Genomic DNA, 14,547 nt, shown 5'->3' on the forward strand with positions numbered 1-14,547 from the left:
CGACCTCCCGTCAGTCTTTAGATCTGCCAACAAAGAAAGATACAACAGCGACAATAATAACTGCTCCGACTATCGATGGAATTATGGCCATTCCGGCCAACTGAGGACCCCAGTGCCCAAGGAGTGCTTCCCCTAAAGAGGAACCGACAAGGCCAGCAACAATATTTGCAATCCAGCCCATAGACTTGCCCTTGCTTGTAATCGCACCTGCAATAGCGCCGATTATTGCGCCAACAATTAAAGCCCAAAGAAAATGCATGATAATTCCTCCTTTTTGGTTATATTGTCTCTATAGACGAACACAGTATAACATGCAGTAGCAACAATAGATAATAAAATAGCCGCCCATAATGGACGGCCACCGCCTGCCAAGCAGAAATGAACTCCGTGGTTTTCTCGTGGTTTTCTTTTATTGATAATCAATGACAGCCAATAACAATCTGGTTAAAATAAAAACCAGTAACGACGCTGTTTTGACAACGTTTGCTACTGGTTGATAACGCTATTCTGGGTGGTCAGGGGATCGAACCCTGGACCCACGGATTAAGAGTCCGTTGCTCTGCCAGCTGAGCTAACCACCCATGAATCTGGATGTCATCACTTGACGACTTAAATATATTATCATGCAAGCCCTACTGGCGCAACACCTTTTGCCAAAAAAGTCCAAAAAACTGGTCAAACCCGGACATAATTGTGCGAGACCACGCAAAAACGCCAGGCAAATTCGCCTGACGCCGTGATTTACTAATTAATCGTTTTGGGGTTCAAACAACGGGTGGATCGACTGGTTCGTGGAGATCAGTTTAATGGCCTCCGCCAGCATCGGCCCCACGGATAGGATCTTCATGTTCGGCAAGTGTTTTTCCGCTGGCATGTTGATCGTGTCGGTCAGCACGATTTGCTTGAGGTCCAGCTTACTCAGCTTGGTGGCAGCGCCGCGCGACAGGACCGCGTGAGTGGCCGCTGCGTACACGTCAAGCGCACCCGCTTCACGCAGGGCCTTAGCTGCGTCAATTACGCGCTTGCCAGTGTCGATCATGTCATCGATGATGATGGTGTGCTGACCGCGCACATGGCCGATGACACCCACCTCGCCGGTATCGGTTCGCTTGTCGACGATGGCAATCGGCGTGTTGAGCAGCTCCGCCAGCGCCCGGGCGTGCTTGGTGCCGCTGTGATCCGGCGCCACAACGACCACATTTTCGGCGCCGAGGTTCAGGCTCTTGAAGTACTTGGCAAAAAGGGTCATCGCGCGCAGGTGATCGACTGGCAGGTCGAAGAACCCTTGCAGCTGATCGGCGTGCAGATCCACAGCGACAAAGCGGTCGATGCCATCCATGGTCAGCAGGTTCGCGACCAGCTTGGCCGTGATTGGCTCACGCGAACGGGCCTTACGATCCGCACGAGCGTAACCGTAGTAAGGCACGACGACGTTAATGGCGTGCGCGGAAGCCCGGCGCAGCGCATCGATCATGATCAAAAGCTCCATCAGGTTCTCGTTGACCGGGTCCGAAATCGGCTGGATCACGTAAACATCCGCCCCGCGGACAGAATCATCCAGGTCGATCGCGATTTCGCCATCGGCAAAATGCTTGACTGACGCAGGCGCCAGCGGCACCCCGAGTTCTTGTGAGATTTTTTGCGCCAGCGGCACATTGCCGTTGAGCGTGAACAGTTTGATTCCTGCCATGATTCGCTCCTTTATTTGCGTGCTTGTCGTTTCCGATTATACGCGAAAATGGCGGTTCTGGCTATTCCTAGGCCACCCGCTTTCAGAAAACCAGGTCAAAAAGCTGGTAAACCCTTTAGAAACAGCGTTTGGTGAAACTTCTCTCTGCCCCTTTGCACTCCTGCATCACCAGCCCGATTGAACCTTCTCCAGCTGACTATACTATAATGGATTCAGCATTAAGTTGGAGGCGGATTCATGGTCGACCGTTTGATTTCATTGAAAAATAGCGTTAATTTGCGCGAACTCGGCGATTACCCGGCAGCGGATGGCAAGGTCATCGCGTCGCACAAGCTCCTGCGTTCCGGTAGCCTGTCCGAATTGACGCCGGAAGACGCCGTCTGGCTCCGTAAATACGGACTCAATGTCGTCGTCGATCTCCGCTCAGACAGTGAGGTCGCGATGAGTCCAGACGTGCTCGCGCCAGGCGTCACCTACAAGCATCTTTCTGTGTACCCGCTCGACAACAACGGTCTGGTCCAGAAAATTGGTCGCCACCTGCGTGCGCATTTTGATCACCGGATGGATCCGATGGCCGAGGTCTACCTGAAAATGCTCACCGACCCGCATGCGAATAATGTTTACCGCGAGCTGTTCAGCTTGCTGCTGGGCAATCCTGAGCCCGGCCGCTCGGTCCTCTTCCACTGCGCGGCGGGCAAGGACCGCACCGGCATCGGCGCAATGATGATCGAAGGCGCGCTGGGCGTCCCTGAGGCCACGATTCGTGAAGACTACCTGCTGACCAACGCCGTTTTCTTCGCCCCAACGGAAGAGGTTCAGGCCGCGCTGAAAACCGGCGCCAGCGAGCTGGTCGACCGCATGAACAAGAACGCTGCTGAGGCCTCCTGCTACGTCGCCGTAAAAGACCTGATCGATAGCGACTTTGGCGACTGGCCGCATTACGTCATGCAACAGCTGGGCTTTTCGGCGACCGATCTCAGGGATTTGCGCCAGCTGTACTTGACCGATCCGCATCAGTAGGCAAAGTGCGCCCATCTACGTATAATGAAAGCGGTCCTAAGGCGAGTGACACCAGGGCCGCTTTTTTCATGTGAAAATCTGTATAGACCGGTTGACATTTTCTCCTGAACGTTCGATAATGGACTAGACCAAAACAAGGAGGAACAGACATGAAAGTCATTACTGTTAAAGATAAAAACGAGGGCGGCAAGAAAGCCTTCGAGCTGATCAAGCAAGGTATCGACAACGGTGCCAAGGTACTAGGGCTGGCCACCGGCTCCACGCCGATTCCGTTGTACCAAGAAATGGTTGCCAGCGACCTCGACTTCTCCAACATGACCTCTGTCAACCTCGACGAATATGTGGGTCTGCCAGAGGGCAATCCGCAAAGCTATCACCAGTTCATGAAGGACAACCTGTTCAACAAGAAGCCGTTCAAGCACTCGTATGTGCCGGACGGTAACGCCGCTGACATCGAGCAGGCAGCCAAGGACTATGACCAGATCATCGCCGACAACCCTATCGACATCCAGATCCTCGGCATTGGCCGCAACGGTCACATCGGCTTCAACGAACCAGGCTCCAGCTTCGACTCGACGACACACAAGGTTCACCTGACTGAATCGACGATCGAAGCCAACAAGCGCTTCTTCGACGATGAAAAGGACGTGCCGCGGTACGCCATCTCCATGGGCATCGGCTCGATCATGAAGGGCAAGCAGATCATCCTGATGGCTTACGGCGAAAATAAGGCCGACGCCATCAAGGCCACGATCGAGGGCCCTGTGACCGACCACGTGCCGGCTTCGGTCCTGCAAAACCACAAAGACGCCATCATCATTATTGATGAAGCCGCCGCTTCCAAACTCAGCAAGTAATTTGCCACTAACGGCCGCGAGCTGGTGCTCGCGGCCGTTTTTACGTGCGGGTATGGTAGAATAGCCCTATTAATCTTATTGGAGGATCACATGACCAAAGCAGTTTGTTTTTTTGACCTCGACGGCACCCTGCTGAACCAAGACAAGCAGGTACCTAAGGAAAACCTGGACGCAATCAAACGGATGCAAGACGAAGATGTCCTGCCGGTGATTTGCACTGGTCGCAACCGTTGGGAGCTGGACGACCTGGTGGCGCAAACCGGCATTGACACGCTGATCTGCGGCAATGGGGCAGACGTGTTTTACAAGGGGCGGCACCTGTACCAAAGCCCAGTGGGGGCACCTCAACTGGCACGGTTTGTGACCCAGGCAGACAAGGACAACGTCGCCATCAGCTTTTACAACGATCAACACGTTGCGGCCACTCACCACGACGCCAACATCGAAGGCAACTACAAGCTCGTACACCAAGCCAACCCGACGGTTGATCACGATTTCTACCTGCACGAACCGACTGTGATGATGCTGCTGTTCACGCCGAACACCGACAAGGGCCGCGAAGTTGGGGCTCAGTATGTCGCCGCCTTTCCGGAACTCGCCTTCTTCCGCAACGGGCCATTCGCGCTGGACGTGGTCAACGCCGGCATCAACAAGGCCACCGGCATCGACATCCTGACGGACCGACCGGAATTTGCGCGGATCCCCACTTACGCCTTTGGTGATGGAAACAACGATATCCCCATGCTGAAGCGCGCCACAGTGGGCGTCGCGATGGGCAACGCACTGCCGCAAGTGGCCGCCATTGCTGACTACCAAACCACTGATTACCAGCAAGGTGGCATTGTGGATGCCTTGACGCACTTCAACCTGATCTAACATCACCCGGGAAATACTTTCTGACCGGAAAGCTCGTGCCACTTGACGCGGGCTTTTCGGCCATTTTTGCCATTAAATAACATTGCAGGCACAGGCGTAGGGGCTGAATGCCTGCTGCCTTCAATTGGCGTGACGTCATTCCGCTTCCGGATGTCGCGACCGCCTCTTTGGGACATTTGAATCCAATCGTCGCGTTCTTCCTGACATAAATGAATTAATTTTCAGTGGTCAACGAATCTCTGTTGACTTGGCAAACATTCGTTCGTATAATCAGTGTCAGTGCAGTCGGACGCACCGACTTTGTGAAATTTAGTTGTCTGGGTGGCCAAGGAAAAATATTTTTTTGTGGCCGCTTGGTGCGTACCATAGTATGCTTTCATCCTTGTTTCAATGCGCCTTTCCTGATTTTGGGGCTTGACAGGCTACTTCTTACGGCCGCGCCAATTTGGACGCTTGTGAAAGTTGATTCACGAGATTTCACAAACTTTTTTACCGCGCCGGTTGCACCGACTCTGCTATAATTGATGTCACAGCGATTACCTGTTAGCACATTCCGGAAGGCAGGCCATCAGCTCGATTGGAATTTGGAGGAAATGGCGATGTTGGATCAATCAGTTGTTAAGCCGATCGTCGCGCTCGACGATCACAGGTATATTGCAATCATCCCGGACGCGGAATATAATCTCGAAGTCTGGGAAAAAAAGAACGGCCGGCCGCACCGGATGGGCCGGATGGACTACAAGTTTCACCGTGACACATTTGCCGGTTTTATCTACCGGCTGATGCCTTCGGTCAACCTGGTCCAGATCCACGACCTGCAAAAGCAGATCAATCCCTTTTTTGACCTAGAAGTATAACTGACGCGGAGGCGGCTCATGGACGCACTGGTAATGAAATTATTGATCATGGGGATCGTAGCACTGATCGTCACGCTGGGCCTGATCTTTGCGGAGTGGCGCACCAACCAGCTCTCCTTGCGCGCTACAGGCTTAAAGGGCGTGGTCGCGGTCATTGTTGCCGGCGTCATCATCAGCCTGCTCACGGTGCGCTGAGACCTTTTTACAAGGCCGCCTGGGGACTCCTAAAAATTTGGCAATCAACCCAGTACTTGGGAAATCATTTTCCTGTGGTGCTGGTTTTTTTGCGCCCCCAGTGGCATCCCCGGCACCGCGCCATTTGTTCGGCGTATCTTGTGGGGGCGGGTCGAATACCACCCACATCTGGCCCATTTTGCGCTGTTAAGCCCGCTGATTTCGCGTATAATGGACAACGTTATTGTCTAGAAACTACTGGTCACAGAAAGAAGCAGACTCATGATCTATATCCTCGGAAGTATCGGTGCGGGCAAAACCTCCCTCACAAAAATCCTGTCACAGGATCTCCATTCCTCAGCGTTTTATGAGGACGTCGAAGGCAACGGCATGATCGCCAACATGTTGCAGAAGTTCTACTCCGCTGGCGAAGATAGCCGGAAAACCACTGGGACTATTTTGCAGATCGCCTTTCTGACGTTCCGCTACCAGCAGCTCAAGAAGGCTATCCTGCAGGAGAATGCGGTGATGGATTCCTCACTGGAATCGGACTTCGTCATGGCCAGCCAGCTGCACAAGCACGGTGAAATCGATGATGTCGACTTCAACGTCTATGTCACCTTATCCCAGGAAATGCAGGCCAACGTCAACGGCAGTCCCTGGAATGGCATGCCTGATTTGGCTGTTTACCTGAAAATCGACCCGGAACACGAAATCGATGAGATCCAGGGCCGCGGTCGCGAAATGGAAGATATTCGCCAAAAGCCGGAACTGATCGACTACTACCACCGCGTCAACCAGGCGTACCGCGACTGGTCCAAGGGCTACACGCGTTCCACGCTGCTGACGATCGACCGCGACAAATACGACTTTGTCAACGACCACGATGACCGCAACGCCGTTCTGGACCAGATTGAAAGCAAGCTGGTCGAGCTGGGCAAGCTGCCACCGGCCGAATACAAGCAGATTCAGCAAAAACGCGCTTAACCTATCTCTGTACATGAAAACGGCACTGGCCATTGAGGTCAGTGCCGTTTTTCGTTAGGCGCCAGGCGCCACTTTTGCGATTCTGCCTTGCTCGACATAAACCGACAGGATCGCCACATCTGCTGGGTTGACCCCGCTGATGCGACTGGCCTGGGCCAAGGTCTGCGGCTGAATCTTGGTCAGCTTCTGCCGCGCTTCTGTCGCCAGTCCGTTGATCGCGGAATAATCGATCCGGTCAGGAATCTTCTTGGCTTCCATCCGCTCCAATTTAGCGATGCTTTGCTTTTCCTTTTCAATGTAGCCGGCGTACTTTAGGGAGATTTCAACTTCCTCCGTGACATAATGGTCCAGTGGTATTTCCCGGGGAATAAACTGCATCAGGTCATCGTAAGACACCTCCGGCCGACGCAGAAAATCGCTGGCGAGCACGCCATCTTTAAGTGGCGCAGCGTTGATACTGGCCAGCCAGTCGTTGACTTGACTCGGCTTGAGACGAGTGGTTTCCAGCCGCTTAATTTCTTCCTCAATCGCCGCCTTTTTCTCCTGGAACTTGGCGTAGCGGGCGTCGGAGATCAGACCCAGCTCGTGGCCCATCTCCGTCAGCCGCAGATCCGCGTTATCGTGGCGCAGGATCAAGCGGTACTCGGCACGACTCGTCAGCAGCCGATACGGCTCGTTAGTGCCCTTGGTGACCAAGTCGTCGATCATCACCCCAATGTAGGCGTCGGAGCGGCGTAGCGTGAAGCCAGGCTTGTCCTGGGCACGCAAGGCGGCATTAATGCCCGCCATGATGCCTTGACCGGCTGCCTCTTCGTAGCCACTGGTGCCGTTCATCTGGCCGGCAGTGAAGAGATTCTTGACGATCTTCGTTTCCATCGTTGCGGTCAGCTGCCACGGCTCGATCACGTCGTACTCGATGGCATAACCCGGCCGCATCAGCTCAGCGTGCTGAAGCCCGGCGACGGAATGCAGCATTTTCAGCTGGATTTCTTCGGGCATCGACGTCGAAAAGTCGCCGACGTAATACTCTTCAGTGTCGCGGCCTTCAGGCTCCAGGAACAGCTGGTGGCGCGGCTTGTCGGCAAAGCGGACGACCTTGTCCTCAATGGACGGGCAGTAGCGCGGCCCAACGCCCTTGATTACCCCCGAAAACATCGGGGCGCGGTCCAGGTTGGCGCGAATAATTTTATGCGTCGTTTCGTTGGTATAGGTCATCCAGCACGACATTTGATCCTTCAGGTACACGGAATCCGGTGTCTCGTAGGAAAACGCGTGCGGCGTGGTGTCGCCCGGCTGCTCCTCGGTCTGCGAAAAGTCGATTGAGTTGCCGTCCACGCGCGGCGGTGTGCCGGTCTTGAAGCGGCGCAACTTAAAGCCTTGGCGCTCCAAGTCCTCTGACAGCTTGATGGAAGGCAAGGAGTTGTTCGGGCCTGAGGAGTACATCAGCTCACCGATGATGATTTTGCCGCGTGAAGACGTACCAGCCGTCAGCACCACGCTCTTGGCGCGGTAGCGTGCCCCTGTGGCCGCAACGACACCGACACAGGTGCCGTCTTCGACCAGCAGCCGCTCAACCAGCCCCTGGCGCAGGTCAAGGTTATTTTCTTTTTCAATCGTGTCCTTCATGGAGCGGTGGTAAGCGGCCTTGTCCGCCTGCGCCCGCAGCGCGCGAACCGCCGGACCCTTGCCAGTGTTGAGCATGCGCATCTGAACGTAGGTCTTGTCGATGTTGCGGCCCATTTCACCGCCCAGTGCGTCGATTTCCCGGACCACGACGCCCTTAGCCGGCCCGCCCACAGACGGGTTGCACGGCATGAAGGCGAGCATTTCCAGGCTAATCGTGATCAGCAAGGTCTTCTCACCCATGCGCGCCGCGGCCAGCGCGGCCTCACAGCCGGCATGACCGGCACCAACCACGATCACGTCGTAGGTGTCAGCCTCGTATTCACGTACTTTTGGATCTGCCATGATTTAAGAACTCCTTTATCGTTAAAAAATGAACGGTGCCGGCAACCACTACTTGCCCAAGCAAAATTGGCTGAACAACTGGGTGATCAGCTCGTCCGGTGCGGCATCCCCGGTGATTTCACCAAGTTTGTCCCAGGCGGCAGTCATGTCGATTTGAACCAGATCGATGGGCATCCCCGCGTCGATGCCGCTCAGCACGCTCTTGAGACTCGCCTTGGCCTGGCGCAACAACCCGCTTTGCCGGGCATTGGTGACCATCACTGTGCTTTGACTGTTTTCAATGCCGCCAAAGAACAGGTTTTTGATCTGCTTGTCCAGCGCGTCCACCCCGGAAACATCCAGCATGCTGGTGCGGATGATCTGCTCCTCCGGCACCAGGTTGGCCAGTGCCGCCATGTCAAGCTGCTGCGGCAGGTCCTGCTTGTTGAGCACGACGATGCGCTTTTTATCCTTGGTCAAATCAAGCAGTTCGCGGTCTTCTGCGGCCAAAGGCTGACTGGCATCCAGTACCAGCAGCACTAAGTCGGCCTGGGTGATTGCCTTACGCGAGCGTTCAACGCCGATTTTTTCGACCTTGTCCTCAGTTTTGCGAATCCCGGCGGTGTCGACCAACTTCAGCGGCACGCCGCGCACGTTGACGTACTCTTCCAGCACGTCACGCGTGGTCCCGGGCACATCGGTGACAATGGCCTTGTCCTCTTGCAGCATGTGGTTCAGCAGCGAGGACTTGCCGACATTGGGCCGCCCGACAATCGCCGTGGCGAGCCCTTCACGCAGCACCTGGCCCTGGTTAGCCGTTTGCAGCAGCTCGTCAACGCGGCTGAGCACCAGCTCCGCCTTTTCGCGCAGCATCTTGGTGGTCATCTCATCCGTGTCGTACTCGGGGTAGTCAATGTTGACCTCGACTTGGGCGAGCACCTCGAGAATTTCCTGGCGCAGGTTGGTGATCAGCTTGCGCAGGTCACCATCCAGCTGATCGACCGCCACCTGCATCGCGCGGTCCGTTTTGGCGCGGATCAGGTCCATGACCGATTCGGCTTCGGTGAGGTCAATTCGGCCGTTCAAGAAGGCGCGCTTGGTGAACTCCCCAGGCTCGGCCATGCGGGCGCCGGCGCCGAGCACCAGCTGCAGGACGCGGTTCGTGCCGACGATGCCGCCGTGGCAGTTGATCTCGACAATGTCCTCGCAGGTGTAGGTCCGCGGCGCACGCATCACGGACGCCATCACTTCGTCGACCACCTCGCCGGAATCCGGATCGATGATGTGCCCGTAGTTAATGGTATTCGTGGGCACCTTGGTCAGGTCCTTGCCCTTGAAAAGCTTGTTCGCAGTCTGGACCGCCGTTTCGCCTGACAGGCGCACGATGGAGATCGCCCCTTCGCCAGGCGGCGTCGAAATGGCCGCGATCGTATCGTATTCAGTGACTGTTTGTGCCACGTTAATCGTCCTTTCACTAACTGGGCTCCAAGTTCGCAACGCAGGAGTGGCCAGCTACGCCTAAGGCCCCGCCGCCAAAAACCAGTGGCAATGCCTTAGGCTAGGCTACCCATCCTGCTAAGACCGCGAACTCTGCGCACCTTCACCTTAATCGGGCTACGAGTTCGCAACGCCCGAGCGCTCAGCTACGCCTGAAGGCTCGCCGCCAAAAAACGGCGGCAAACCTTCAAGCTAGGCTGATCGTCGGGCTAAGACCGCGAACTCTACGCACCATAGCATAAAAAAAGTGCGTCGCCACACTGGTCCCCAGTCTGGGGATCAGCATGGACAAAGCACTTTGACTACTTTATCGCTTATTGAATTGCCTGTATCATACAAAATTGCGGACCATCTGTCAAAAATTCGGCCGCTTCGGCGTGATCACGACGTACCGCCGCGGGTCGAGGCCCTCGGAATGCGTCTCAACGTATTCATTGTCGGCCAGGGTCTGGTGAATCGCCTTGCGCTCAAACGACGGCATCGGGTCGAGATAAATCGCCGTGCCGCGTGCGATGACCTCGCGGGCGGACTTTTCGGCCAACCGGCGAACCGCAGCATCGCGGCGCTCACGATAATCGCCGACGTTCAGCATAATGGTCCATTTACTTTTACCGTAGTGGTTAAACTCGGTTTGGGCCAGGTACTGAATCGCGTTGATAATTTTCCCGTGCTTACCGATGAGCAGCGCATCTTTGGGTGTGGTCATCGCGTACCACACGGTGTCCCCGCGACGCTCGCTGTCGATCGTGGTGGGAATCTGCAGCTGCGTGGTAATGTCTTCGAGATAACTTTGAACCAGCGCAATGGCGGTTTGGTCGTCACGTACGGGTTGATCACGGCGCAACGCCTCTGGCAACTTAGGCTTGGGTAGCGGTGGGCGGTGGTGTGATTTAGGTTCAGGTTTGACCTTGGGTGCGGGGCTTGGCTCCGGATTGATCTGCAGGTTCACAATCGCCGGCCTTTTGCCAATGCCTAAGACGCCCTTTTTGCCTTCTTGCACGACCTCGACAGAAACGGCGGCGCGGTCCTGCTTCATTGCTTTCAGACCGGCGTCGATCGCTTTTTGGATCGTGGCTCCTTGGAAAGTGGGCATGATAACCTCCCGATTACTTCTTCAGTGCACGCTTGTAAGCCTTGCGAACAGCTTTTTCGTGTTCCTTCTCGGCCCGTGCTTTTTCTTCCCGTTCCTTCTTCATCTTGAATGGGTTTTGAAGCAGGAAGGTCTGCGCCAGTGAAAAGGCGTTGGTGACGACCCAGTAAATCGACAGGGCACTTGGGAAGCTAAAGGCCACGACTAAAATCATCAGCGGCGAAACGGCGGCCATGATCCAGCTCGTCGATGTCCGCGTCGGCTGAGCCAGCGTGGAAACCACCGACGTTGCCAAGGTGAACAGCGCCGCCAGGATCGGCATGATGAAGTACGGGTCAGGCTTGCCTAGGTTCATCCACAGAAATTGCCCGACTTTCAGCGCCGGGGTCCGGTAAATCGCCTGGTACAGGGCCAGCAGGAACGGCATTTGGACCAGCAGCGGCAAGCTGCCCATAACTGGGTTGACGCCCGCTTCGGCCTGCAGCTTCTGCGTTTCTTCACGCAACTTCTGCTGGGTCTCAGTGTCCTTGGAGCTGTACTTCTTCTGTAGTTCCTTGAGCTGCGGCGCAATCGCCTGCGACTTGCTCATGCTCTTGATCTGGTAGTAACTGAGCGGGAAAATCAGGATCCGGATGATCAGGGTGAATAAGATGATCCCGACACCGACGTTACCACCGGAAATCTTAGCCAGCCAAAGAACAAATTGGGCCGCATTATAAATGACGTAACGGTCCCACGGGTTCGTCGATGCCTTAGTAACTGTCGACGTCCCGCAAGCGCTTAAAACTAGCACCAGCGTAATGATACCAAGACTCAGTAAGAGCCGTTTGGTCGATTTTTTCACGAATAAGTCCTCCAACAAAAACCGTATTATATCGTTGTCACGTCTGATTCAGCGAGTAGGCCAGCCAGCTTCATGACGTGAACCAAGTTCTTCTTGGTCCCGGCCATGTCAAGCTGGTTGGCGCTGCGCCGTGCGATCACGAGAAAATCCGCCTGCGGGTCGATCTCAGGCTTGAGCTCAAGCAGGCTCTGGCGGATGTAACGCTTGATCTGGTTGCGCATCACTGCGGTGTGACCCACCTTCTTGCCGACACTAATGCCAACGCGAAAATGTTTCTGGTCACGCTTTAGGGTGTAGATCACAAAATTGCGGTTCGCGACTGATGCGCCGTTGTCGAACACGTCTTGAAATTCTGATTCCTTTTTAATGCGGTATGACTTTCGCAAAGCGCTCCCTCACAATCTGCTTACTAGTATACAAGACCAGGCCGCGCCTCGCACGGGTTTTTCTGGGGTTTCCACCTATAATAAAAGGTGAGGATCCCTAATCGGGCTTTGCAGTCGCAACTCAGGAGTGGCTAGCTATGCGTAGCGGCTACCCATCCTGCCAAGAGCGCGACTGCAAGGCACCTTGCAAAAAAAAACCACTGACGCGGTCAGTGGTTGGTTAGGCAGATAATACTTTACGTCCCTTAGCGCGACGCCGTGCTAACACTTTGCGGCCGTTCTTCGTGCTCATCCGCTTCATGAAGCCGTGTACACGTTCGCGGTGGCGCTTCTTCGGTTGAAAAGTCCGTTTGGTGGTCATAGGAACACCTCCTGTTAAGTTTGCTATTTAATGCGTATTGCTACGCCGAATAACTGATTGTCAGTAAACAACTTTTCATTATACGGACTACCCCCTGCCGCGTCAAGGATTCCTTGAAAAAAATCCCTTCTGGAATTGTCCACAAATTGGCCACTTTGCGCACAAAGCTGTGGACAACCTGTCACCCGACTTTTCGCTATTTTCGGTTATCCCCAGGCTGATGAACGGCTTGTCGGCAAAATCACAGCCTGTTGAGAAAGTTATCAACAGGATGTTTTCAACCTGTTCAAAACTTGTGAAACATGCATCACAACGGGCCCTACGTTTCACACCAGAATGTGCATAACTCGAAAAAAAGCTGACTTTTAGCGGTTTATTCACGCGTTGGGGACAAGATTATCCCTGCGCTGGGGAAACTTGATTTTCTTGGACGGTCAACATGTGGAAAACTTCTGATTCTGTGGAAAACTCTACAGGGCAATGCTAAACTGAAAAGTGCGATGTCGCGAATCGATCATCCATGGGAAAATCGGTTGGCGGCTTGATTTCGACTACATTTTTCGGTTGCGGAGGGGCAATACGTGCCAAATATCGATGAGCTATGGGCATATTTAGAAGAAAAATTCCGGGCAGAAATGACCCCAGTCAGCTTTAACACTTGGGTCGGGGCGGTCAAACCGCTAACGTTGACCCAAACCACGATCACCATTGGGGTCCCGTCACAGCTACACAAAACCTACTGGGAACAGAACCTAGTGACGAAGGTCGTCGAGTGGTGCTACGAGTTCGGCAACCTCGAGATCTCGCCTGTCATTAAAATCATGGGTGACAACTCGACTGCCACCAGCACCGCTGCACCAGGCACCCAGCCTGCCAACTCGCAGGCAGAGTCGGCCCCGATTCCGACCTATAAGGAAACATCTCATCTCAATAGTAAGTACACGTTTGAGACCTTCGTCACCGGCAAGGGCAACCAAATGGCGCACGCCGCGGCCTTAGTCGTGTCCGAGGAACCCGGCGTACTCTACAATCCGCTATTTTTGTACGGTGGCGTGGGGCTGGGCAAGACCCACCTGATGCAGGCCATCGGTCACCAGCTGCTGGAATACAACCCTCAGGCCAACGTGAAGTATGTGACCTCGGAGGCCTTCGCGAACGACTTCATCAACTCCATCCAGACCAAGAAACAGGAGGAGTTTCGGCAGGAGTACCGCAACGTCGACCTCCTGCTGGTCGATGATATTCAGTTCTTCGGCGACAAGGAAGCCACGCAGGAAGAGTTCTTCCACACATTCAACGCCTTATATGAGAACAAAAAACAAATCGTCCTGACGTCGGACCGGTTGCCCAACGAGATTCCCAAGCTGCAAGAGCGTCTGGTGTCCCGCTTCAAGTGGGGCCTGTCCGTTGATGTGACGCCGCCAGATCTGGAAACTCGGATCGCCATTTTACGCAACAAGGCCAATGCCGAGCACCTCGTCATCCCCGACGACACCCTGTCTTACATCGCCGGCCAAATCGACTCCAACGTGCGTGAGCTGGAAGGCGCGCTGGTGCGGGTCCAGGCTTACGCCACCATGGCCCATGAGGACATCACGACCAGCATGGCAGCTGAGGCGCTCAAGAGTCTGAAGCTGTCGGGCAAGGACTCCGAGCTGTCGATCGCCAAAATTCAGGATATCGTCGCCAAATATTATCAGGTCTCCGTCAGCGATCTGAAAGGCAAAAAGCGCGTCAAGCAAATCGTCATGCCGCGGCAAATCGCGATGTATCTGGCCCGCGAAATGACCGACAACAGTCTGCCGAAAATCGGCCAGGAGTTTGGCGGCAAGGATCACACCACCGTCATTCACGCCCACGAAAAAATCGAGCAAGCCATCACAGACGATTCCACGCTGAAGGATCAGGTCATCGAGCTGAAGAACCGGTTGCGCAACCGTGGATAGGACTTGTGGAAAACT

General features: G+C 54.7%; 15 protein-coding genes and 1 tRNA gene. 7 read left to right on the top strand and 9 right to left on the bottom strand.

Annotation, left to right across the window (positions count from 1 at the left end):
• Positions 1 to 10 precede the first annotated feature (10 nt).
• From FC75_RS02505 to FC75_RS02515, 3 genes are all read right to left on the bottom strand, one after another.
• A complete protein-coding gene (locus FC75_RS02505) occupies positions 11 to 259 on the bottom strand; it encodes a GlsB/YeaQ/YmgE family stress response membrane protein (protein WP_056989036.1) in 249 nt (82 codons plus the stop codon).
• A gap of 249 nt (positions 260 to 508) precedes the next feature.
• A tRNA-Lys gene (locus FC75_RS02510) sits at positions 509 to 581 on the bottom strand.
• Positions 582 to 748: 167 nt separating this feature from the next.
• Complete coding sequence (locus tag FC75_RS02515; RefSeq protein ID WP_056989037.1) at positions 749 to 1,690, bottom strand: ribose-phosphate diphosphokinase; 942 nt, start codon at positions 1,688 to 1,690, stop codon at positions 749 to 751.
• Positions 1,691 to 1,927: 237 nt separating this feature from the next.
• Between FC75_RS02515 and FC75_RS02520 the strand changes: the two genes are divergently transcribed.
• The 6 genes from FC75_RS02520 to FC75_RS02540 all read left to right on the top strand — a co-directional run bounded on the left by FC75_RS02520 (position 1,928) and on the right by FC75_RS02540 (position 6,461).
• Positions 1,928 to 2,710, top strand: a complete 783-nt coding sequence (locus FC75_RS02520) for a tyrosine-protein phosphatase (RefSeq protein WP_056989038.1) — start codon at positions 1,928 to 1,930, stop codon at positions 2,708 to 2,710.
• Positions 2,711 to 2,859: 149 nt separating this feature from the next.
• Positions 2,860 to 3,567: a glucosamine-6-phosphate deaminase gene (gene nagB / locus FC75_RS02525; RefSeq protein ID WP_056989039.1), complete on the top strand. Its 708-nt coding sequence runs from the start codon at positions 2,860 to 2,862 to the stop codon at positions 3,565 to 3,567.
• A 90-nt stretch (positions 3,568 to 3,657) separates the two neighbouring features.
• Entirely contained in the window at positions 3,658 to 4,443 is a 786-nt protein-coding gene (locus FC75_RS02530; RefSeq protein WP_056989040.1) for a Cof-type HAD-IIB family hydrolase, read from the top strand.
• Positions 4,444 to 5,042: 599 nt separating this feature from the next.
• The gene (locus FC75_RS02535) at positions 5,043 to 5,300 is read left to right on the top strand and encodes a hypothetical protein (RefSeq protein WP_056989041.1); all 258 of its coding nucleotides are present in this window, start codon (positions 5,043 to 5,045) and stop codon (positions 5,298 to 5,300) included.
• 18 nt (positions 5,301 to 5,318) lie between these two features.
• Positions 5,319 to 5,495 carry a hypothetical protein gene (locus FC75_RS12875; protein WP_169790456.1) on the top strand — a complete coding sequence of 59 codons (177 nt, stop codon included), beginning with the start codon at positions 5,319 to 5,321 and terminating at the stop codon, positions 5,493 to 5,495.
• Positions 5,496 to 5,756: 261 nt separating this feature from the next.
• Positions 5,757 to 6,461: a deoxynucleoside kinase gene (locus FC75_RS02540; protein WP_054662786.1), complete on the top strand. Its 705-nt coding sequence runs from the start codon at positions 5,757 to 5,759 to the stop codon at positions 6,459 to 6,461.
• Between the two features lie 54 nt (positions 6,462 to 6,515).
• Here the strand turns inward: FC75_RS02540 and mnmG are convergent, their stop codons facing one another.
• The 6 genes from mnmG to rpmH form a co-directional block, all read right to left on the bottom strand.
• Positions 6,516 to 8,429 (bottom strand): tRNA uridine-5-carboxymethylaminomethyl(34) synthesis enzyme MnmG, encoded by a 1,914-nt coding sequence (mnmG, locus tag FC75_RS02545; protein ID WP_056989042.1) that lies wholly within the window; start codon positions 8,427 to 8,429, stop codon positions 6,516 to 6,518.
• A 48-nt stretch (positions 8,430 to 8,477) separates the two neighbouring features.
• The gene (gene mnmE / locus FC75_RS02550) at positions 8,478 to 9,866 is read right to left on the bottom strand and encodes a tRNA uridine-5-carboxymethylaminomethyl(34) synthesis GTPase MnmE (RefSeq protein ID WP_056989043.1); all 1,389 of its coding nucleotides are present in this window, start codon (positions 9,864 to 9,866) and stop codon (positions 8,478 to 8,480) included.
• Between the two features lie 394 nt (positions 9,867 to 10,260).
• Complete coding sequence (gene jag, locus FC75_RS02555) at positions 10,261 to 10,998, bottom strand: RNA-binding cell elongation regulator Jag/EloR (protein ID WP_054662789.1); 738 nt, start codon at positions 10,996 to 10,998, stop codon at positions 10,261 to 10,263.
• A 13-nt stretch (positions 10,999 to 11,011) separates the two neighbouring features.
• Positions 11,012 to 11,839, bottom strand: coding sequence for a membrane protein insertase YidC (locus FC75_RS02560; RefSeq protein WP_202813278.1), 828 nt, complete (start codon positions 11,837 to 11,839; stop codon positions 11,012 to 11,014).
• A 26-nt stretch (positions 11,840 to 11,865) separates the two neighbouring features.
• Positions 11,866 to 12,225 carry a ribonuclease P protein component gene (gene rnpA / locus FC75_RS02565; protein WP_054662792.1) on the bottom strand — a complete coding sequence of 120 codons (360 nt, stop codon included), beginning with the start codon at positions 12,223 to 12,225 and terminating at the stop codon, positions 11,866 to 11,868.
• A gap of 220 nt (positions 12,226 to 12,445) precedes the next feature.
• A complete protein-coding gene (gene rpmH / locus FC75_RS02570; RefSeq protein ID WP_003568442.1) occupies positions 12,446 to 12,586 on the bottom strand; it encodes a 50S ribosomal protein L34 in 141 nt (46 codons plus the stop codon).
• Positions 12,587 to 13,167: 581 nt separating this feature from the next.
• On the opposite strand from rpmH, the gene dnaA reads away from it, so the two are divergent.
• The gene (dnaA, locus tag FC75_RS02575) at positions 13,168 to 14,532 is read left to right on the top strand and encodes a chromosomal replication initiator protein DnaA (protein ID WP_056989045.1); all 1,365 of its coding nucleotides are present in this window, start codon (positions 13,168 to 13,170) and stop codon (positions 14,530 to 14,532) included.
• The last annotated feature ends 15 nt before the right edge of the window (positions 14,533 to 14,547 follow it).

Origin of the sequence: Lacticaseibacillus camelliae DSM 22697 = JCM 13995 (assembly GCF_001436615.1) — a bacterium.
GTDB classification, from domain to species: domain Bacteria; phylum Bacillota; class Bacilli; order Lactobacillales; family Lactobacillaceae; genus Lacticaseibacillus; species Lacticaseibacillus camelliae.

Bases quoted from the DNA above. Each gene is read 5' to 3' on its own strand.
- nagB (WP_056989039.1), top strand. From the start codon at position 2,860: ATGAAAGTCATTACTGTTAAAGATAAAAACGAGGGCGGCAAGAAAGCC.
- FC75_RS02505 (WP_056989036.1), bottom strand. From the start codon at position 259: ATGCATTTTCTTTGGGCTTTAATTGTTGGCGCAATAATCGGCGCTATT.
- rpmH (WP_003568442.1), bottom strand. From the start codon at position 12,586: ATGACCACCAAACGGACTTTTCAACCGAAGAAGCGCCACCGCGAACGT.
- FC75_RS12875 (WP_169790456.1), top strand. From the start codon at position 5,319: ATGGACGCACTGGTAATGAAATTATTGATCATGGGGATCGTAGCACTG.
- mnmG (WP_056989042.1), bottom strand. From the start codon at position 8,429: ATGGCAGATCCAAAAGTACGTGAATACGAGGCTGACACCTACGACGTG.
- jag (WP_054662789.1), bottom strand. From the start codon at position 10,998: ATGCCCACTTTCCAAGGAGCCACGATCCAAAAAGCGATCGACGCCGGT.
- FC75_RS02540 (WP_054662786.1), top strand. From the start codon at position 5,757: ATGATCTATATCCTCGGAAGTATCGGTGCGGGCAAAACCTCCCTCACA.
- FC75_RS02520 (WP_056989038.1), top strand. From the start codon at position 1,928: ATGGTCGACCGTTTGATTTCATTGAAAAATAGCGTTAATTTGCGCGAA.
- FC75_RS02515 (WP_056989037.1), bottom strand. From the start codon at position 1,690: ATGGCAGGAATCAAACTGTTCACGCTCAACGGCAATGTGCCGCTGGCG.
- FC75_RS02535 (WP_056989041.1), top strand. From the start codon at position 5,043: ATGTTGGATCAATCAGTTGTTAAGCCGATCGTCGCGCTCGACGATCAC.
- FC75_RS02530 (WP_056989040.1), top strand. From the start codon at position 3,658: ATGACCAAAGCAGTTTGTTTTTTTGACCTCGACGGCACCCTGCTGAAC.